General features: G+C 71.1%; 20 protein-coding genes and 1 pseudogene. 9 read left to right on the forward strand and 12 right to left on the reverse strand.

The genetic code is table 11. The features are described from left to right. Positions 1-112: 112 nt before the first annotated feature. The gene (gene gcl / locus OG352_RS33980) at positions 113-1897 is read left to right on the forward strand and encodes a glyoxylate carboligase (RefSeq protein ID WP_329222233.1); all 1785 of its coding nucleotides are present in this window, start codon (positions 113-115) and stop codon (positions 1895-1897) included. A gap of 82 nt (positions 1898-1979) precedes the next feature. On the opposite strand, the gene OG352_RS33985 is transcribed toward gcl, so the two are convergent. The 4 genes from OG352_RS33985 to OG352_RS34000 all read right to left on the reverse strand — a co-directional run bounded on the left by OG352_RS33985 (position 1980) and on the right by OG352_RS34000 (position 4898). Continuing rightward, the gene (locus OG352_RS33985) at positions 1980-2300 is read right to left on the reverse strand and encodes a TIGR04222 domain-containing membrane protein (protein WP_329222234.1); all 321 of its coding nucleotides are present in this window, start codon (positions 2298-2300) and stop codon (positions 1980-1982) included. 70 nt (positions 2301-2370) lie between these two features. Further along, positions 2371-2631 carry a hypothetical protein gene (locus OG352_RS33990; protein WP_329222235.1) on the reverse strand — a complete coding sequence of 87 codons (261 nt, stop codon included), beginning with the start codon at positions 2629-2631 and terminating at the stop codon, positions 2371-2373. 526 nt (positions 2632-3157) lie between these two features. Next, positions 3158-4051, reverse strand: a complete 894-nt coding sequence (locus tag OG352_RS33995) for a 2-hydroxy-3-oxopropionate reductase (protein WP_329222237.1) — start codon at positions 4049-4051, stop codon at positions 3158-3160. A gap of 25 nt (positions 4052-4076) precedes the next feature. Further along, the gene (locus OG352_RS34000; protein ID WP_329222239.1) at positions 4077-4898 is read right to left on the reverse strand and encodes a TIM barrel protein; all 822 of its coding nucleotides are present in this window, start codon (positions 4896-4898) and stop codon (positions 4077-4079) included. Between the two features lie 248 nt (positions 4899-5146). Between OG352_RS34000 and OG352_RS34005 the strand changes: the two genes are divergently transcribed. The 6 genes from OG352_RS34005 (at position 5147) to OG352_RS34030 (ending at position 9216) form a co-directional block, all read left to right on the forward strand. After that, the gene (locus OG352_RS34005) at positions 5147-5395 is read left to right on the forward strand and encodes a hypothetical protein (protein ID WP_329222240.1); all 249 of its coding nucleotides are present in this window, start codon (positions 5147-5149) and stop codon (positions 5393-5395) included. Further along, positions 5392-5760, forward strand: a complete 369-nt coding sequence (locus OG352_RS34010) for a helix-turn-helix domain-containing protein (RefSeq protein ID WP_329222241.1) — start codon at positions 5392-5394, stop codon at positions 5758-5760. The genes OG352_RS34005 and OG352_RS34010 overlap by 4 nt, the downstream gene beginning before the upstream one ends. Before the next feature lie 153 nt (positions 5761-5913). Next, positions 5914-6429 (forward strand): 2-oxo-4-hydroxy-4-carboxy-5-ureidoimidazoline decarboxylase, encoded by a 516-nt coding sequence (gene uraD, locus OG352_RS34015; protein ID WP_329222243.1) that lies wholly within the window; start codon positions 5914-5916, stop codon positions 6427-6429. Then, positions 6426-6893 carry a hydroxyisourate hydrolase gene (gene uraH / locus OG352_RS34020; RefSeq protein WP_329222245.1) on the forward strand — a complete coding sequence of 156 codons (468 nt, stop codon included), beginning with the start codon at positions 6426-6428 and terminating at the stop codon, positions 6891-6893. Before uraD ends, uraH begins: the two co-directional genes overlap by 4 nt. A 7-nt stretch (positions 6894-6900) precedes the next feature. Next, on the forward strand, positions 6901-7794 hold the full coding sequence (pucL, locus tag OG352_RS34025; protein ID WP_329222246.1) for a factor-independent urate hydroxylase: 894 nt from the start codon (positions 6901-6903) through the stop codon (positions 7792-7794). A gap of 48 nt (positions 7795-7842) precedes the next feature. Next, positions 7843-9216 (forward strand): 8-oxoguanine deaminase, encoded by a 1374-nt coding sequence (locus tag OG352_RS34030; protein ID WP_329222247.1) that lies wholly within the window; start codon positions 7843-7845, stop codon positions 9214-9216. 129 nt (positions 9217-9345) lie between these two features. Here the strand turns inward: OG352_RS34030 and OG352_RS34035 are convergent, their stop codons facing one another. Beyond that, positions 9346-9588, reverse strand: a complete 243-nt coding sequence (locus OG352_RS34035; RefSeq protein WP_329222248.1) for a hypothetical protein — start codon at positions 9586-9588, stop codon at positions 9346-9348. A gap of 484 nt (positions 9589-10072) precedes the next feature. Here OG352_RS34035 and OG352_RS34040 point away from each other — a divergent pair. After that, positions 10073-10362, forward strand: a pseudogene (locus OG352_RS34040) (winged helix-turn-helix transcriptional regulator). 16 nt (positions 10363-10378) lie between these two features. On the opposite strand, the gene OG352_RS34045 reads toward OG352_RS34040, so the two are convergent. Genes OG352_RS34045 through OG352_RS34060 form a run of 4 tightly spaced genes read right to left on the reverse strand, consistent with a single transcriptional unit; the run spans position 10379 to position 13379 of the window. After that, complete coding sequence (locus OG352_RS34045; RefSeq protein WP_329222250.1) at positions 10379-10801, reverse strand: acyl-CoA thioesterase; 423 nt, start codon at positions 10799-10801, stop codon at positions 10379-10381. Between the two features lie 41 nt (positions 10802-10842). Beyond that, positions 10843-11484 (reverse strand): hypothetical protein, encoded by a 642-nt coding sequence (locus tag OG352_RS34050; protein ID WP_329222251.1) that lies wholly within the window; start codon positions 11482-11484, stop codon positions 10843-10845. Positions 11485-11542: 58 nt separating this feature from the next. Continuing rightward, on the reverse strand, positions 11543-12142 hold the full coding sequence (locus tag OG352_RS34055; protein ID WP_329222252.1) for a histidine phosphatase family protein: 600 nt from the start codon (positions 12140-12142) through the stop codon (positions 11543-11545). A 28-nt stretch (positions 12143-12170) separates the two neighbouring features. Continuing rightward, on the reverse strand, positions 12171-13379 hold the full coding sequence (locus OG352_RS34060; RefSeq protein WP_329222254.1) for a pyridoxal phosphate-dependent aminotransferase: 1209 nt from the start codon (positions 13377-13379) through the stop codon (positions 12171-12173). An 87-nt stretch (positions 13380-13466) separates the two neighbouring features. Between OG352_RS34060 and OG352_RS34065 the strand changes: the two genes are divergently transcribed. Further along, complete coding sequence (locus OG352_RS34065; protein ID WP_329222256.1) at positions 13467-14138, forward strand: helix-turn-helix domain-containing protein; 672 nt, start codon at positions 13467-13469, stop codon at positions 14136-14138. A gap of 100 nt (positions 14139-14238) precedes the next feature. Here OG352_RS34065 and OG352_RS34070 read toward each other — a convergent pair whose 3' ends face one another. The 3 genes from OG352_RS34070 to OG352_RS34080 all read right to left on the reverse strand — a co-directional run bounded on the left by OG352_RS34070 (position 14239) and on the right by OG352_RS34080 (position 18026). Then, positions 14239-15102: a hypothetical protein gene (locus OG352_RS34070; RefSeq protein WP_329222257.1), complete on the reverse strand. Its 864-nt coding sequence runs from the start codon at positions 15100-15102 to the stop codon at positions 14239-14241. Beyond that, a complete protein-coding gene (locus OG352_RS34075) occupies positions 15102-16382 on the reverse strand; it encodes a VWA domain-containing protein (RefSeq protein WP_329222258.1) in 1281 nt (426 codons plus the stop codon). The genes OG352_RS34070 and OG352_RS34075 overlap by 1 nt, the downstream gene beginning before the upstream one ends. An 81-nt stretch (positions 16383-16463) precedes the next feature. Next, positions 16464-18026: an IucA/IucC family protein gene (locus OG352_RS34080; RefSeq protein WP_329222259.1), complete on the reverse strand. Its 1563-nt coding sequence runs from the start codon at positions 18024-18026 to the stop codon at positions 16464-16466. Positions 18027-18097: the final 71 nt, after the last annotated feature.

Genomic DNA, 18097 nt, shown 5'->3' on the forward strand with positions numbered 1-18097 from the left:
CTGTTTCCGCAATGCGGAAAGAGAATGGGAAGAGGAGTTCTCGCCGCGGGGCGCGACGGGAGAGCGAATCCGACAGTCGAAGCAGCCGAAGCAGTCGAAGCAGGAGTACTCCATGGCTCGTATGACCGCTGCCCGCGCGGCAGTCGAGATCCTCAAGCGCGAGGGCGTCACCAGCGCGTTCGGTGTCCCCGGCGCGGCGATCAACCCCTTCTACGCGGCACTGAGGGCCGCCGGCGGCATCACCCACACCCTCGCCCGCCATGTCGAGGGCGCCTCGCACATGGCCGAGGGCTACACCCGCACCCGCCCGGGCAACATCGGCGTCTGCATCGGCACTTCAGGTCCGGCCGGCACCGACATGATCACCGGGCTGTACTCCGCCCTCGGCGACTCGATCCCGATCCTGGCCATCACGGGCCAGGCCCCGACCGCCGTGATCCACAAGGAGGACTTCCAGGCCGTCGACATCGCCTCCATCGCCAAGCCGGTGACCAAGATGGCGGTCACCGTCCTGGAGGCGGCGCAGGTTCCCGGCGTCTTCCAGCAGGCCTTCCACCTCATGCGCTCCGGCCGGCCGGGCCCGGTCCTGATCGACCTGCCGGTCGACGTCCAGCAGACGGAGATCGAGTTCGACCCGGACACGTACGAACCGCTGCCCGTCTACAAGCCGGTCGCGTCCCGCGCGCAGATCGAGAAGGCGGTCCGGATGCTGAACGCCTCCGAGCGCCCGCTGATCGTCGCGGGCGGCGGTGTCATCACCGCCGACGCCACCGAACTCCTCGTGGAATTCGCCGAGTTGACGGGCACTCCGGTCATCCCGACCCTGATGGGCTGGGGCGCGATCCCCGACGACCACGAGCTGAACGCCGGCATGGTCGGCCTCCAGACCTCCCACCGCTACGGCAACGCGACCTTCCTGGAATCCGACTTCGTCCTCGGCATCGGCAACCGCTGGGCCAACCGCCACACCGGCCGCGTCGACGTCTACACGAAGGGCCGCACCTTCGTCCACGTCGACGTCGAGCCCACCCAGATCGGCAGGATCTTCGCCCCGGACTACGGGATCGCCTCCGACGCGAAGGCCGCTCTGGAGCTTCTCGTCACGGTGGCACGGGAGTTGAAGGCGGCGGGCACGCTTCCCGACCGCTCCGCGTGGGCGACCGCCGCGCAGGAGAAGAAGGCGACTCTTCAGCGCCGTACGCACTTCGACGACATTCCCATCAAGCCGCAGCGGGTCTACGAGGAGATGAACAAGGCCTTCGGCCCGGAGACCCGTTACGTCACCACCATCGGCCTCTCGCAGATCGCCGGCGCCCAGATGCTGCACGTCTACCGGCCCCGGCACTGGATCAACTGCGGCCAGGCGGGCCCCCTCGGCTGGACGATCCCGGCGGCCCTCGGCGTGGCGAAGGCCGACCCGGAGGCCCAGGTCGTCGCCCTCTCCGGGGACTACGACTTCCAGTTCATGGTCGAGGAGCTGGCGGTCGGCGCGCAGCACAAGATCCCGTACGTCCATGTCCTCGTCAACAACGCCTACTTGGGGCTGATCCGTCAGGCGCAGCGGGCGTTCGACATCGACTTCCAGGTGAAGCTGGAGTTCGAGAACGTCAACTCGCCCGAGCTGGGCGTCTACGGAGTCGACCACGTCAAGGTCGCCGAGGGGCTCGGCTGCAAGGCGATCCGGGTGACGGACCCCGCCGAACTGGGCGCCGCGTTCGAGCAGGCGAAGAAGCTCGCCGCGGAGTTCCAGGTGCCGGTCGTCGTGGAGGCGATCCTGGAGCGCGTCACCAACATCTCGATGAGCGTCACCAACGACATAGGAAACATCGTGGAGTTCGAGGAACTCGCCACCGAACCGGAACACGCGCCGACGTCGATCAGGCCCCTGAAGGTCTGACACACCTCGCCAACGAGTAAGGGCGGCCCATCCGTTGGGAGGGGTCGCCCTTGTTCGCGCGTGTGTTTACGGTCGGTTCAGTTCAGTTCAGTCCGGGCCGCCGCCGCTCCCGGAGCGCCGCGTGCACGGCTGCCGGCAGGGCGGACAGGGCAGGCAGGCCGTCTTCCGCGTCCTCGGAGGGCGCGGGCGCGACTCCGGTCGCCCGGATCCTCCCCGGCCGGCCCACGTCGATCAGTCCCCGTAGGTGCAGGGCGAGTACGGCGACCGTGACCGCGGCGCGGGAACCGCCCCGCAGCAGCGCGATCTCGTACGGCTCCGGCCGGACCGGCGTACCACCGCTCATGTCGTCCCCCCCGTGGCGGGGCCCGCCGCCCCCGTGTCGGCGGGCCCCGCGTGACCACAATGTGCCCTGTCCTGGGGGTGGTTGAAGCCTCCTGAACCATGTTCAGAGGTTGATTTGAGGTTGCCGCGCCTTACGTCCCGTGCGGCTCGGAGAGTCCCGGCCAGTCCTCGGGGCCGCCGCCCTGCCACTCGATGAGGTCGCTCTCCTCCACCTCGATCCGGTCCAGGTCGGCCAGCCGCAGGATCTCGACGACGTCGTCGAGGTGCGAGGCGACCCCGAGGACGGCATCACCCGAGGTGACCCGGCGGGACCCGTCCAGGGCCGGGGGATGGACCACGATGTGCGGGTACTGGGGCGGGGGCTGGGGCGGGTGCTGCGTCGCGTTGGCCATGCCCTCAGCGTCCTGCGGACGGGGCGGTTCCGCACGCCGGGCAAGGGCGAGGCGGTGCGGGAGGGCGCGGGCGGTGCGGGAGGGCGCGGGCGGTGCGGGAGGGCGCGGGCGGTGCGGGAGGGCGCGGGCGGTGCGGGAGGGCGCGGGGTAACGCGTAGCGCCCCCTCGACGGCCCTGCCGACGGGGAGCGCTGGGGCGTCGAGGGGGCGGGTTTGGCCGTCCGGCGGCGCGAGGCCGGGCGCGACAGGACGTTCGCGCCGCCGGACGGGGTTCGGTACGGCTGGGACCGCGGCGGGTACGACGGAAACCGGGCGTGCCTTCCCTCAGGTCGAGAAGGGCGGCTCGGGTCCTTCACCACCGCACTGGCTCACACGCCGCCGCGGTCCTCACCTCGCCCGCACGCCGCCGACCGGTCACCCCTCATCCGGGCCGTTCGGCTGCCGCGGGCCGCTTGTGTGGTCAAAAAGTGTGGGGAAGTCCTCGTGGTGCGGTGGACGGTGGGGGTGGGGGTGGGTGGACGGGTGGATCAGACCCGGTCGCCGGAGAGGCGCTCGACGGCCCGCAGCAGGGCCGAGTGGTCCAGGCCGCCGTCGCCCTGCGCACGCAGGCTCGCGACGAGTTGGGCGACCATCGAGCCGACGGGCAGGGCCGCGCCGACGCTGCGGGCGGCGTCGGTGACGATGCCCATGTCCTTGTGGTGCAGGTCGATCCGGAAGCCCGGCTTGAAGTCGCGGTCGAGGAAGTTGTCCTTCTTGCGCGTCAGCACCGTCGAGCCGGCGAGCCCGCCGTTCAGGACGTCCAGCGCCGCCTTCAGGTCGACGCCCGACTTCTCCAGGAAGACGACGGCCTCGGCGCAGGCCTGGATGTTGACGGCGACGATCAGTTGGTTGGCGGCCTTCACGGTCTGGCCCGAGCCGTGCGGACCGCAGAGCACGATCGTCTTGCCGAGGGCCTCGAAGAGGGGCTTCGCCTCGTCGAAGTCGGCCTGCCCGCCGCCGACCATGATGGACAGCACGGCCTCGACGGCACCGGCCTCACCGCCGGACACGGGGGCGTCGAGCACCCGGATGCCCTTGTCGTGCGCCGCCCGCGCGAGGTCGACCGAGGTCTGCGGGGTGATCGAGGACATGTCGATCAGGAGTGCGCCGGACCGCGCGTTCTCCAGGATGCCGTCGGGGCCGTACGCGATGGCCTCGACCTGCGGGGAGGCGGGCACCATCGTGATCACGACGTCGGCGTCGCGGACCGCCTCGGCGATGGACGACGCCGAGGTGCCGCCGGCGGCGGTGAGCCGGTCCAGCTTGGCCTGTTCCAGGGTGAAGCCGGTGACGTCGTAACCCGCCTTGATCAGGTTCTCGGACATGGGGGAGCCCATGATGCCGAGGCCGATCCAGGAGACCTTGGGGAGTGCGTTGCTCATCGGGAATGCCTCTCGGTACGGGGGGTCAGCGGGGCAGCCAGTCGAAGGCCTCGGCGCTCGGGCGGTCGCCGGGCTTGTACTCCAGGCCGACCCAGCCGTCGTAGCCGGACTTCTTCAACTGGTCGAGGAGCTCCTCCAGCGGCAGCGTCCCCGTGCCCGGCGCGCCGCGGCCCGGGTTGTCGGCGATCTGCACATGGCCGGTCTTCGAGGCGTACCGCTCGATCACCGACGGCAGGTCCTCGCCGTTCATCGACAGGTGGTACAGGTCCATCAGGAACTTCGCGTTGCCGAGCCCCGTCGCCTCGTTGACCTGGTCGACGACCTTGACCGCGGCCGGTGCGCCGACCAGCGGGTACAGCGGCGACTCGGGCCGGTTCAGCGCCTCGATCAGCAGGACCGCGCCGATCCGGCTCGCGGCCCGGGCGGCGAGGGTCAGGTTCTCCAGCGCGAGCGCGTCCTGTTCGGCCGGTGCCACGCCGTCGACGCGGTTGCCGTACAGGGCGTTCAGCGCCGTGCAGCCCAGGGACTGCGCGAAGTCGGCGGCGACGTCGATGTTGGCGCGGAACCGCTCCGACTCCTCGCCGGGCAGCGACAGGGCGCCGCGGTCGGGGCCCGGGAGCCGTCCGGCGTAGAAGTTGAGGCCGGTGAGCTGTACGCCCGCGTCCTCGATCGCCTGCTTCAGCGCGTCGAGCTCGGACCGCTCGGGGGTGGGGGAGTCGATCCAGGGCCACCACAGCTCGACCGCGGTGAAGCCGGCCGCGGCGGCTGCCGCGGGGCGCTCCAGGAGCGGGAGTTCCGTGAAGAGGATCGACAGGTTGACGTTGAAGCGCTGCTCTTCGAAGCCCATGGTGTTCCGCGCTCCCTTCCGGGTCGACTATTCCGTATTGCGGAAGTTGATTTCTGCTTAATGGAAGATTGCCGCTCTGGGGCGCGGCTTGTCAAGGGGGTGCGGAGGTGTTCCGGTTCCCGCGCGCAGGGGTCGGCCCGGCAGGGCGGGGCGGAATCCCCGGTCCCGCGTGATCGTCCGGCGGGTCCGTTAAGGTCGGGGTTCGGGCGGTGACGGTCCGGTCCTGTTCAGAGAGGTGTGGGGGCGCGATGCGACTGAAAGTGGAGTTCACCACCGAGCCCTTCGATCTCGAGGAGGCGCCCGCGCACGCGCTGGTCGCCCGCGAGGTGATCGAGGCCGCCGACCTGGACGCGGTGGACGTCGGACCGTTCGGCAACACCGCGGAGGGCGCCGCCGACGCGGTCCTCGCCGCCGTGGACGCCCTGCTGCGCAAGTCCCTCGGCGCGGGCGCCACCCGTATCTCCCTCCAGGTCAACGTCGTCGGGGAGGGCGAGTGAGCACCGGCGGCGACGAGGCCTTCATCGCGGCCGTGAAACCGTTGGTCGACGCGATGGGCGGGGAGATGCTCCCGCCGGACGAGGCCGGCCCCGACGACGTGGTGCTCGCCTGGGAGGGCGTCGACAGCGTCGCCGTACGCCTGCCGCAGCTCGCCGACTCCCTCGATCACATCCTGGCCGCCATGGAGCGCAAGAAGGGCAAGCCCCTCGCCGACCTCGACCGCAAGGCCAAGCAGGAGGTCGTACGGATACTCGAGGCGCGTGGCGCCTTCTCCGTACGGCACGGTGTGGAGACCGTGGCGAGCGCGCTCGGGGTGAGCCGCTTCACCGTCTACAACTACCTCAACCGGGAGAAAGAGGCCTGAGGCGTCAGTCCAGGAGTCCGCCCCGAGGGGTCCGCCCGCAGCGTTCCGTTACCCGGAATTTTCAACAAAGTGTTGACGCGGTGTCGTGGAGGGGCGTTAGCTGAACGCAGCCCGCTCAAGCACGAAGGCCGTCTCGCGGCCACGGAGGCTCCCGTGACTTCGACTTTCCCGCCCCCGGGCCTGGCCCGGTTCAACGACCTCGAGGAGGCCGCGGCCCGCGCCGCCCTCCACGAGGCGTGCGCCGCCACGGAGTGGGCGGACCGACTGCTCGCGGCCCGCCCCTACGCCACCGTCGACGCCCTGTACGCCGTCAGTGACGCCGCCATGGCCGACCTGACCGCCGCGGACCTCGCGGAGGCCATGGCCGGACACCCCCCGATCGGCCGCCCCAAGCCCGGCGACCCGACCTCGGCGCGCGAGCAGCGCGGTATGGCCGGCGCCTCCGAGGAGCTGAAGACGGAGATGCTCGAACTGAATCTGGCCTACCAGGAGAAGTTCGGCCACGTCTTCCTGATCTGCGCCACCGGTCGCACCGGCGAGCAGATGCGGGACGCGGTGAAGGAACGGATCGGCAACGCGCCCGAGCAGGAGCGGGAGATCGTCCGGACCGAACTGGGCAAGATCAACCGTATCCGCCTGGCCGGTCTCGTACAGGAAGAAGCGGCATGAGCACCGACACCCCAGCCTTCGACACCACCGCCTCTGACGCCAAGGCGTCCGTCGCCACCGCCTCCGGCGCCCCGGCCTCCGTGTCCACCCACATCCTGGACACCAGCGTCGGCCGGCCCGCCCGGGGAGTCGCCGTCCAGCTCGCCGCACGTGCGGGGCGCGCTGCCGACTGGCAGCCGCTCGGCGGCTCCGCGACCGACGCGGACGGCCGGTGCAAGGACCTCCCGGCGCTGCCGGCGGGGACCACCCACGTACGGCTCGACTTCGCGGTCGAGGCGTACTTCGAGACATCCGCGAAGAAGCAAGCCGATGCGCAGCAGGACGCCCCCGCGTACCGGGACAGCGGTGCCACCGGGGTGTTCTTCCCGGAGGTGGCGATCACGTTCGCCGTCGTGCCCGGCGAGCACTACCACGTACCGCTGCTGCTCAACCCGTTCGGCTACTCCGTATACCGAGGGAGCTAGCAGACACATGCCCACGATCCTGGGACAGAACCAGTACGGCAAGGCCGAGAACCGAGTCGTGAAGATCACGCGGGACGGCGCCACCCACCACATCAAGGATCTCAACGTCTCCGTGTCGTTGAGCGGCGACATGGACGAGGTCCATCTCTCCGGTTCGAACGCCAACGTCCTGCCGACCGACACCACCAAGAACACGGTGTACGCGTTCGCCAAGGAGCACGGCATCGAGTCCGCCGAGCAGTTCGGCATCCACCTCGCCCGTCACTTCGTGTCGTCGCAGGAGCCGATCAGGACGGCCCGGATCCGTATCGAGGAGTACGCCTGGGAGCGCACGACGGGGGGCCACTCCTTCGTCCGCAAGGGCCAGGAGACCCGGCTCACCCAGATCACCTACGACGGCCGGAACTGGGAAGTCGTCTCCGGGCTCAAGGACTTGACGGTACTCAACTCGACGGACTCCGAGTTCTGGGGCTACGTCAAGGACAAGTACACGACGCTGCCCGAGGCGCACGACCGCATCCTGGCGACCGAGGTGTCCGCCCGCTGGCGCTTCAACTGGTCCGACGACGCACAGGAGATGCCGGACTGGGAGGAGTCCTACGAGCGGACGAAGCAGCACCTGCTCCAGGCGTTCGCCGAGACGTACTCGCTGTCGCTCCAACAGAGCCTGTACCAGATGGGTTCGCGGATCATCGACCACCGCGACGAGATCGACGAGGTCCGCTTCTCGCTCCCCAACAAGCACCATTTCCTTGTGGACTTGGCCCCGTTCGGCCTGAAGAACGCCACCTCCGACGGAGCTGTGTACTTCGCCGCCGACCGCCCCTACGGCCTGATCGAGGCCACCGTCCTGCGGGACGGCAGCGAGGCGAGGATCCCGGCGGACCTCACCAACCTCTGACGCGAACCCGGCACGGCAGTACGGAAGTTAGGACGAACGATGGTAACGATGGTTCAGCGCGTCGTCATCGAGAACTGCGCGATCGCGACCGTGGACGCCGCCGACACCGAGTACACCACCGGGTACGTCGTCATCGCCGGCAACCGCATCGAGTCGCTCGGCGCGGGCAGGGCGCCCGAGGGGCTGGCGGACGTGGTCCGGCGCATCGACGCGACCGGTCACCTGGTCACCCCCGGCCTGGTCAACACGCATCACCACTACTACCAGTGGATCACCCGGGGCCTGGCCACCGACCACAACCTCTTCGACTGGCTCGTCGCCCTCTACCCGACCTGGGCGCGCATCGACGAGCAGATGGTCCGCGCGGCGGCCCAGGGCTCCCTCGCGATGATGGCCCGCGGCGGCGTCACCACCGCCATGGACCACCACTACGTCTTCCCGAAGGGCTCCGGCGACCTGTCCGGCGCGATCATCGACGCCGCCCGTGACATGGGCGTCCGCTTCACCCTCGCCCGCGGCTCCATGGACCGCAGCGAGAAGGACGGCGGGCTGCCCCCGGACTTCGCCGTCGAGACCCTCGAAGGCGCCCTCGCGGCGACCGAGGAGACCGTCCGGCAGCATCACGACGCCTCCTTCGACGCGATGACCCAGGTCGCCGTCGCGCCCTGCTCACCCTTCTCCGTTTCCACCGAACTGCTGCGCCAGGGGGCCGAGTTGGCCCGCCGGCTCGGCGTGCGCCTGCACACCCACGGCTCGGAGACGGTCGAGGAGGAGAAGTTCTGCCACGAGCTGTTCGGCATGGGCCCGACCGACTACTTCGAGTCCACCGGCTGGCTCGGCGAGGACGTGTGGATGGCGCACTGCGTCCACATGAACGACTCCGACATCGACGCGTTCGCCCGTACGAAGACGGGTGTCGCCCACTGTCCGTCGTCCAACGCCCGGCTGGCGGCGGGCATCGCCCGCGTCCCCGACATGCTGGCGGCCGGCGTCCCGGTCGGCCTCGGCGTCGACGGCACGGCGTCCAACGAGTCCGGCGAACTCCACACCGAACTGCGCAACGCCCTGCTCATCAACCGCCTCGGAGCCCACCGGGAAGCCGCCCTGAACGCCCGTCAGGCGCTGCGCCTCGGGACGTTCGGCGGTGCCCAAGTCCTGGGCCGGGCACGGGAGATCGGCTCCCTGGAGCCGGGCAAGCTCGCCGACCTGGTGCTGTGGAGGCTGGACACCCTCGCCCACGCCTCCATCGCCGACCCGGTGACCGCCCTGGTCTTCGGAGCGGCGGCCCCGGTGACCGCCTCTTTCGTGAACGGCCGTCAGATCGTCGAGAACGGACGCCTGTTGCACGCCGACGAGGACGAGATTGCCCGCTCCACACGCGCCGAGGCCCAGCGCCTGGCCCGCATCGCCGCGCAGGCGTAGACGCGGGAAGTGCCGAGGCCTGAGAACTCCGGCCGAGGGGGACGGCCCTCGGCCGGAGCCATGGACCCGGGCAGGGCCCATGGCGGACGGTGACCGGGGCGCGCATGGACGGGCGCGCCCCGGAGCCACCTACCCGCGCCCCGGCCACCGCATCAGGCTCGCCGGCAACTCCGCCTGCTCGACGGCGTCGTCCGGCGCACGATGCCCCGGCCACGGCATCGGGTTCGCCGGCAACTCCGCCTGCTCGACGGCGTCGTCCGGCGCACGATGCGTGTGCGGGCGCTTCGACAGCAGCGCCACCGACATCGTCCGGTTCGCCACGAAGGCGGCGCTGCCGCTGGGAACGCCCAGTCGTACGAGGCCGGGAGTCACACATCACCGGCTGCGCGCCGCCTCTCACCTCGCGCACCCAGCGGGTGAACTGGGCCAGCCCGGCCCCGGGGGAGGGACGCTGGTGGCGAATCCACGGGCGGCCGGGTACCAGTCCCGCGAATGTGACACTCCCGGTAGGAAGTGTCACAGTTCACGGCCGACAACACCCCGGGTCTCCAGCACGGACTCACCCTCACCCGGCCCGGATCGCCCAGGCGGAACTCGCCTACAGGTTCGCGATGCCGACTGCGCTGGCACTGTCGCCCCACCGCTCCTGTACTCGCACCGCATCCGCATCCGCATCCGCATCCCCACCGCTTCCGCCTCGGTCCGGGTCAGTCGCCGTTGCGCTGTGGCCGCCTCGTCCGCAGTGCCGTCGCGGCCAGTACCAGTGCTGCCGCCGCGATCACCGAGGCGACCTGGAAGGCGAGTTGGTAGCCCTCCGGCCAGCAGGAGCAGCCCTCCGAAGGGGATGAGATAGGCGTTGACGACCCAGGCCACCCCCGGGCCGCTGAACCCGAGGTCGCGCTGGATGGCGGGCATCGTCAGCCGCCGCATGCTGACCCTCACGCTGCGCAACCTGGAGCGCGACGCACTCGTCACCCACACCGTGCACCCGACGGTGCCGCCGAAGGTGGAGTACGAACTACCTCGGTGGCCCGCGAGTTGCACAAGACGCTGCAACGCCTCACCGACTGTGCGGAGCGCAACAGGGTCTACGTCGCGCAGGCGCGCGCGGCCTACGACGCTGAGAAGGAGCCGGAGTCGGTGTGATCGAGTGGGCTGCTGGCTAGAGCCCGAACAGGCCGGGGTCCTTGGCCAGTTCCCTGAAGTAGCCGTGTGGGTTCTTGATCATCCGGCGGTTCTCCAGGTCCAACAGGCCGCCGACCGAGGTGAGTTCGGCGGCGATCGTGCCGTCCGCCTTGCGGATGGTCTGCTGGATGCGGAAGGTCTTGCCGTCGCCCCACTCGAAGGCACAGGTCACGTCGACCTCGTCCCCGGCGAGGAGTTCACGCCTGTAGCGGATGGTGGTCTCCAGGGCGACCGGGCCCACGCCCCTGCCGATCAGTGCGGCCTGACTGATGCCCGCCGCGTGCAGTAACGACCAGCGAGCGTGTTCCGCGTAGTTGATGTACACGCTCTGGTTGAGGTGTCCCTGCACGTCGGTCTCGTAACCGCGCACAGTGACCCGGACGGAAAACGGCTCGCTCACTGCTTCCCCTTCTCGTCGACGGATCGATCTTGGCATGTCTGCTACACCCGGCGAGGGGAAGCCAGCAGATAACGCGCTCTCGTCCGGGGATCGGTGTGCTCGCCGGCCTGCCAGCCCGTCTTCTCCAGTGTCGCCGCGCAGTCCCGCAGCGTCGCGTCGTCCGGCCCGTGCACGGCCACCGCCTCCGGCTGCGGGGTGGCCCGCACCCGGTAGCCGTCCGTGCCCTGTGGCCCGGCGGGGTGGTGGCCGGCCGCCTCCAGGGCGAGCGCGGCGGCCCGCACGAGATGGGTCCGCTCCCAGCCGCAGGGCCGGTCCGTGCCCCCGTCCGGGTTGGTCATACGGCGCAGCTCCAGCAGCCCCTGCCAGGCACTGTGCACCTCGCGGGCCCGGGAGGGACCGCCCGCCCCGGCATCCTCCTCGCCCCCGACGCGCGCGGCGAACACACCGGTATCGCCGGCATCAGCAGTATGTGGGTCCGCCGTCTTCGCGGGCTCAGGCACCGTCTCCCGTGTCCGATGTCCCGCCGGGGTCAGAAAGTGATCGTGCGGGGGCCGGGGGTGGCGGAACGCGAGCCCGTGTCTGACCAGGGCCGCGAGTTGCGCCTCCGTACCCCGCAGGCGCCCGGTGACCGGGTCGGCGGCGTCGATCACACGCCGCTGCGCGGCGGTCGGCGGTCGTGTCACGGCGTGCGTGCCCCCTCCGAGTGCGTGCCGCCCCTCGGCAGGGCGGCCTCCTCGAAGGCTACGACCCGGGACTGACATTCCAGGCGGCGATCACCGGCCGCCCGTGCTCCGTGCCCAGCCGGCCCAGCGTCCCCGTCGCCAGTTGGAACAGCGCCCCCGCCGACGCGGGCAGTCCGAGCCGCCGTGCGGTCAGCACCCGCAGGAAGTGCCCGTGCGCCACCAGCACCACACCCCCCTCGGTGCCGGCCTGCGCCGCGTCGACCTTGGCCAGCATCCGGTCGGCCCGCTCCCCGACCTGCTCGGGCGTCTCGCCGGGGTGGTCGGGCGGCCCGGGCGCGACGCCGTCCGTGAACAGGAACCAGTCCGGCCGGGTGCGCTGGATCTCGGCCGTCGTGACGCCCTCGTAGCCGCCGTAGTCCCACTCGCGCAGGTCCGCGTCGGCCCGGACGTCGTCCAGCCCGATCAGCTCCGCCGTCTCCCGCGCCCGCTCCAGCGGGCTCGCGAACGCGGCCCCGATCCGGAGCGAGCGGATCAGCGGCGCGAGCCGCCGCGCCTCATCGCGTCCGTGGTCGGTGAGCGGGACGTCCGTCGATCCGGTGTGCCGTCCGGAGCGCGACCAGGAGGTCTCGCCGTGCCGGACGAGGAAGAGATCACCCATGGGTACAGGCTGGCACAGCCGACGGGCGCTACTGCCGGTACCCGCTGAGGAACCGGCCGATGCGCCCGATCGCCGCCTCCAGGTCGTCCGCGTGCGGGAGGGTGAGGATGCGGAAATGGTCGGGGGCGGGCCAGTTGAAGCCTGTGCCCTGGACCACCTGGATCTTCTCCCGCAGCAGCAGGTCCAGGACGAATTTCTCGTCGTCGTGGATCGGGTGCACCTTGGGATCGATGCGCGGGAACGCGTACAGCGCGCCCTTGGGCTTCACGCAGGACACGCCCGGGATCTCGTTGAGCTTCTCCCAGGCCATGTCCCGCTGGTCGTACAGCCTGCCGCCCGGCACGGTCAGCTCGCGGATGGACTGGCGGCCGCCGAGCGCGGCCTGGATGGCGTACTGGGCGGGCGCGTTGGCGCACAGCCGCATGGAGGCCAGCATGGTCAGGCCCTCCAGGTAGTCCTTGGCGTGCTGCCTGGGGCCGGTCACCACCAGCCAGCCCGAGCGGAAGCCCGCCACCCGGTACGTCTTCGACAGGCCGCAGAAGGTGAGGACCACCAGGTCGGGGGCGAGGGCGGCGGCCGAGTGGTGGACGGCGTCGTCGTACAGGATCTGGTCGTAGATCTCGTCGGCGAAGACCATCAGGCCGTGCCGGCGGGCGAGGTCGAGGATGCCCTCGATGATCTCCTTGGGGTAGACCGCGCCGGTGGGGTTGTTCGGGTTGATGATGACGACGGCCTTCGTGCGGTCCGTGATCTTCGACGCCATGTCGGCCAGGTCCGGGTACCAGTCGGCCTGCTCGTCGCAGAGGTAGTGGACCGCCTTGCCGCCGGCCAGCGTGGTGACCGCCGTCCAGAGGGGGAAGTCGGGGGCCGGGATGAGGATCTCGTCGCCGTCCTCCACCAGCGCCTGTACGGCCATCGACACCAGCTCCGAGACGCCGTTGCCGAGGAGGACGTCGTCGACGCCGACCTCCAGGCCCCGTTCCTGGTAGCGCTGGGCCACGGCGCGGCGGGCCGAGAGGATGCCGCGCGAGTCCGTGTAGCCGTGCGCACGCGGGAGCATCCGGATCATGTCCTGGAGGATCTCCTCGGGCGCCTCGAAACCGAAGAGCGCGGGGTTGCCGGTGTTCAGGCGCAGGACGCTGTGGCCCGCCGCCTCCAGCGCGTCGGCGTGCTCGATCACCGGGCCGCGGATCTCGTAACAGACCTCGCTCAACTTGTTCGACTGCCGGAACTCCATGCGCGCTCGCCCCTCCGGTTCGTTGTGTCGCTTGGTTTTACCAAGTATCAGCTTGGAAAGTCCAACGACATGTCTAGACTGCGTGCCATGTCACCTCGCCGAAGCTACGACCAGTACTGTTCCGCCGCCCGCGCGCTCGACACCGTCGGCGACCGCTGGACCCTGCTGATCGTCCGGGAGCTGCTCGCCGGCCCGCGCCGCTACACGGACCTGCACGCCGACCTGCCGGGCGTGAGCACCGACGTGCTCGCCTCGCGGCTGAAGGACATGGAGCGGGACGGCCTGACCACCCGGCGCAAGCTGCCTCCGCCGGGCGCGGCCTATGTGTACGAACTCACCCTCCGGGGGCGGGAGTTGCTGCCCGTCCTCCAGGCGCTGGGGAAGTGGGGCGAGGGCGAACTCGGCGAGCGCCGGCCCACTGACGCCCTGCGCGCGCACTGGTTCGCGTTGCCCTTGTTGCGCGGGCTGGAGGGCGCGGGGGTCCAAGGCGAAGGGTTCGACGGCGAAGGGCTTGTAGGCGAAGGGCTCGTCGAAGTCCGGCTACAGGAAGGGGACTTCCATCTGTTCGTCGGTGTGGAGGGCGGCCCGGTGTACGGACACGGTCCCGCGCCCGTGGAGCCCGACGCGCGGCTCGTCCTCGACATGGACACCTGTACGGCCGTCGCCCAGGGGGAGTTGACCGTGTTCGACGCGGTGCGCGCCGGGCGGATCGGCGTGAGCGGTGACGGCGCTCTGGCCAAAGCGCTGCGGGAGGCCTGAGGGCGGGCCTGGCAGGGGGTGTGTGACAGAAGGCCCACCACGGTGTTGTGGCAGGCCTTCTGGTGATGCGTCAAGTCGTACGTAAGGACGCCGGGGTCTGTCAGGCGCCCGGCGGTACCTGTCGTGGCCGGCCCGATCCTCGGGTCAGCGTGTAGCCGCCGATGCCGGCGAGGGCGGCCAGCATCGCCCCGATCGCGGTCCACACCCAGCGGTCGGACCACCAGCCGGACGCCCAGCCGTCGTCCGGCTCGATGCTCGACAGCACGGCCGAGGCCGGCGAATCGTCCTTCTCCGCCTCGGACTTGACCGCGATGCCCGGAACCAGCGGCTTCGCCAGCGAACCGTCGACGGCTGCGGACCCCCCGATGTCCTTGGAGTCCACCCGCAGTTCGGTACCGACCGGCAGACCCAGGTCGGACGCCTTCAGGTCGAGGACCGTCAACCGGACGTAGTACGTGCCCGGCAGCGGGTCGTTCGCCCACGGCTCCGACCATGCGCGGATCGTGCGCAGCACGCAGGCCAGTTCGACGGAGGCCGTGTCCGCCGCGGCGGTGCGCGTCTGGGCGCCGTACTGGCAGGCCTGACGGCGCCGCAGACCGTCGTACACGTCGACCTGCCAGGTCTGCGCGGTGTGCGTCTGGGGAAGCTTCACCGTCGCCTTCACGGTGGGGCGTTGACCCGAGTCCGCCGGGAACGACCAGTACAGGTAGTCGCCCGCCGAGCCGCTCGCCGTCGCCGTCTGGCCCTGGTCGATCTCCGTCGCCGTACGGAACGACGTGCCCGCCTCCGTGGGCGCGGAGCTGTCGCCGGACGGGCTCGCCGACGGGGTGGAGTCGGCCGCGGCCGACGAGACCGCCGGGCCGAGCGTCAACCCGACCGCCAGTCCGAGCGGCAGGCCGACCGACAGTCCCAGCGACAGCCTCAGCGTCGGCAGGGTTCTGCTCAATGCACGTGTGATACGCATCAGTTGGTCCTCCAGACCGCGACCCGCCAGCGTGACAGCCAGCCCCACAGCACACCCGCGAGGAAGCCCGCGAGCACCAGGACGCCCAGCAGCCACCAGCCGCGGCCGAGGCCGAAGGAGGCCACGTCGCTCGCCTGCGACGGGCCGTCGACCACGTCGACGGTCAGTTCCAGCGGCATGCCCGGCGTGGTCTTCACACCGGCCGCCGCCGAGTAGGAGTTGGTCACCTGCACGCACACCGTCTCGGCTGGGGGTGCCCCCTCTGGGGGAGCCTCGTCGTCGTCACTCTCCGCCTTCGGGTAGCGCAGACCGGTCGAGATGACGTCGGTACGGCCGTTGCCGGCCGCCTCGCCGCGCACGATCTCCCGGCCGTGCGCCGTGACCGCCCGCAGCAGCACCCCGTAGTCGGGGTTCATGGCCCGGTCCGCCGACACGCTCACCGAGGCCCGCAGTTCCTGGCCCGGCTCGACGTCGACCCGGTACCAGCGCTCCTGGCCGAACTCCTCGCGGTCGGTGTACAGACCGGACTTCAGCGTCGGCGCCTTGGCGCAGGAGGCCGCGCCCTCGGTGGCCACCGGCGTCACCACGGGGTCGGCGGCCCGGTCGACCAACTGGTTGACGCGGTCGGCGAGTTCGTCGGTGTGCTCCACCGACGTGTAGGTGCCGCCGGTCGCCTCGGCGATGCAGCTGAGCTGCTGGCGCATCTTGACGTTGGGCACCAGGCCGAGGGTGTCGATGGTCAGGCCGATGCCCTTGGCCGCGATCTCACGGGCCACCTCGCACGGGTCGAGCGGAGCGCAGGTGTCCTCGCCGTCACTGATCAGCACGATGCGCTTGGAGCCGGTACCGCCGTCGAGATCGCCGGCCGCCTTCAGCAGGGCCGGACCGATCGGCGTCCAGCCGGTCGGCGACAGGGTCGCCACCGCCGTCTTCGCCTCGGTCCGGTCCAGCGGGCCGACCGGGTAGAGCTGCGCGGTGTCCTTGCAGCCCGTCTTCTGGTCGTCGCCCGGGTAGTTGGCGCCCAGGGTGCGGATGCCCAGGAGAACGTTCTCCGGGGTCGCGTCCAGCACCTCGTTGAACGCCTGCTTGGCCGCGGCCATCCGCGTCCCGCCGTCCATGTCCTTCGTCCGCATCGAACCGCTGACGTCGAGGACCAGGTCGACCTTGGGCGCGGTGGCGGTGGTCTCGTCGGCGACCGCCCCGGCCGGGAACGCGATCCCGGCCGCGAGCGCGGCGAGCAGGGCGCAGACGCCCGCCGCCAGCCGTTGTGTTCTGATCATCGGCGGATCCTATTGATCAGAGGCGTCCCGCCACAAAACGGAGACGGAGTCGGTATCGATACCGGGGTACCGAAAACGCCGTCAGTCCGCGTCCGCGCGCAGCGGGTTGGGCAGCAGGGCCCACTGGTCGCCGGGCGTCCCCGGCGACAGCCGCATCAGCGTCAGCGCCTTCGTGGGCAGCGGGTTCTCGCACAGCGCCACGAGGTCCGGGGTGCGCGGCAGGTCCCGTACGGCCGTCTCCAGGGCCGTCCGCAGGGCCGGCCGGCTGCCGGCCGTCGCCGCGAGCGCGCCCGCCACGAGGGAGCCGAACAGCTTGCGCCGCAGCGCCGTCACGTCGTCCGTGAGGATCCGCGCGGGCAGGCCGTCCGGCAGTGGGACGCCGTGCCGGGCCAGCCGGGCCGGGCTGACGCGGATGTCGGCCAGGTCCCGGTAGACCAGCCGCAGCGGCGCGCCCGACGCCGACAGCACGACCAGCAGGTTCTGGCCGTGCGCCTCCAACGCCACGCCCAGCTCCAGCAGTCGCAGCCCGACCGTGAGCGCGAGGCGTGCGAACCGCGCCAACCAGGCTGTGGAGCTGGGCAGTTCGGTCCCGGCGAGGGCCGCCACCGGGACGACGTGCTCGCCCGGCGCCCCGTACGCGCGCGGCGACTCGCGCAACACGGCCGCCAGGTCGGGGGAGTCGGCGGTGGCCGCGCCCAGGGTGCGGGTCATGTGCAGCAGGCCGTCCGCACGCGGCGTCAGGCTCTCCGCGAACGCCGACAGGGTCGCGGAGGCGGCGATGGAGCCGACGGAGATGTCCCGCACCGAGGACGTCAGCCGGGTGCTCAGCGCGGTCTTGACGTGCGGCCCGCCCGGCAGCGCGAGCGTACGCAGCGACATCAGCGGATGCGCCACGACGCCCTCCTCGCAGGACCGCTTGAGCACGTGCGCCGCCTGCCACGGGTGCACCGGGATCAGCAGCCGGCCCCCGTCCCGCAGACACTCCGGCCACTCGCCCGACACCAGGCACTCACCGGCCGGCACCGGCAGCAGACCCAGCCGCACCGACGGCCGGTGCTCGGGCCCGTACGCCAACTGCTCGGCCACCGAGAAACCGGGCCGCGTACGGCAGTTGGGGTGATACGGATGCCCGTCGACGACCCGCTGCTCCCACTCCCAGTCGGCCACCGGCCACTCCTGCGAGCCCTGCAAGCCCTGCGGTGCCTTCAACAAGGCCTCGTCGGGCCCCTGTCCGGCCCGTGACAGTGCCAACGACGCGACGCTGTGGCCGAGTTCGGCGGCGAAGGCCGCGCCGTGCGGTACCGCCAGCTCCGTCATCAGCCGCGCGGGATCGTCGTACGCCACCCCGTCCAGCCGTACGTCCGTCACATGGGCGGCGGTCGCGTACGGGTCCGCGCGCGGGCCGTGCAGCCGACGGCCGTCGCGCAGCCGCACCGAGCTCTCCGACCCCGGTCCCCTCGACGCCCCCGACTCCTCCCGGCGCTCGGTCCAGGGCAGCGGCTCGTGGACGAGCGCTCGCCACAGCCGGGTCAGGACGGCCGCCCGCGCCCCGGGCAGCGCGGCCGCGTACCGCGCGCCGAGAACGGGGCGGACGGCCTCCAGTTCCGCGGCGAGCTCGGCCTCGGCGGTGGGGGAACGGTGCACGGGCGGGCTCCTGGGGTACGGGTACGGACGTCACGGAGGGCCGTGACGACAGCGATACTGATCGTCTCCGC

This window comes from Streptomyces sp. NBC_01485 (genome assembly GCF_036227125.1).
GTDB lineage: Bacteria > Actinomycetota > Actinomycetes > Streptomycetales > Streptomycetaceae > Streptomyces.

What these genes read in the sequence shown, in the direction of transcription:
- OG352_RS34060 (WP_329222254.1), bottom strand. Translation starts at nt 13,379, where the DNA reads ATGGAGTTCCGGCAGTCGAACAAGTTGAGCGAGGTCTGTTACGAGATC.
- OG352_RS34070 (WP_329222257.1), bottom strand. Translation starts at nt 15,102, where the DNA reads ATGCGTATCACACGTGCATTGAGCAGAACCCTGCCGACGCTGAGGCTG.
- OG352_RS34000 (WP_329222239.1), bottom strand. Translation starts at nt 4,898, where the DNA reads ATGGGCTTCGAAGAGCAGCGCTTCAACGTCAACCTGTCGATCCTCTTC.
- OG352_RS33995 (WP_329222237.1), bottom strand. Translation starts at nt 4,051, where the DNA reads ATGAGCAACGCACTCCCCAAGGTCTCCTGGATCGGCCTCGGCATCATG.
- pucL (WP_329222246.1), top strand. Translation starts at nt 6,901, where the DNA reads ATGCCCACGATCCTGGGACAGAACCAGTACGGCAAGGCCGAGAACCGA.
- OG352_RS34065 (WP_329222256.1), top strand. Translation starts at nt 13,467, where the DNA reads ATGTCACCTCGCCGAAGCTACGACCAGTACTGTTCCGCCGCCCGCGCG.
- gcl (WP_329222233.1), top strand. Translation starts at nt 113, where the DNA reads ATGGCTCGTATGACCGCTGCCCGCGCGGCAGTCGAGATCCTCAAGCGC.
- OG352_RS34030 (WP_329222247.1), top strand. Translation starts at nt 7,843, where the DNA reads ATGGTTCAGCGCGTCGTCATCGAGAACTGCGCGATCGCGACCGTGGAC.
- OG352_RS34005 (WP_329222240.1), top strand. Translation starts at nt 5,147, where the DNA reads ATGCGACTGAAAGTGGAGTTCACCACCGAGCCCTTCGATCTCGAGGAG.
- OG352_RS34075 (WP_329222258.1), bottom strand. Translation starts at nt 16,382, where the DNA reads ATGATCAGAACACAACGGCTGGCGGCGGGCGTCTGCGCCCTGCTCGCC.
- OG352_RS33990 (WP_329222235.1), bottom strand. Translation starts at nt 2,631, where the DNA reads ATGGCCAACGCGACGCAGCACCCGCCCCAGCCCCCGCCCCAGTACCCG.
- uraH (WP_329222245.1), top strand. Translation starts at nt 6,426, where the DNA reads ATGAGCACCGACACCCCAGCCTTCGACACCACCGCCTCTGACGCCAAG.
- OG352_RS34055 (WP_329222252.1), bottom strand. Translation starts at nt 12,142, where the DNA reads ATGGGTGATCTCTTCCTCGTCCGGCACGGCGAGACCTCCTGGTCGCGC.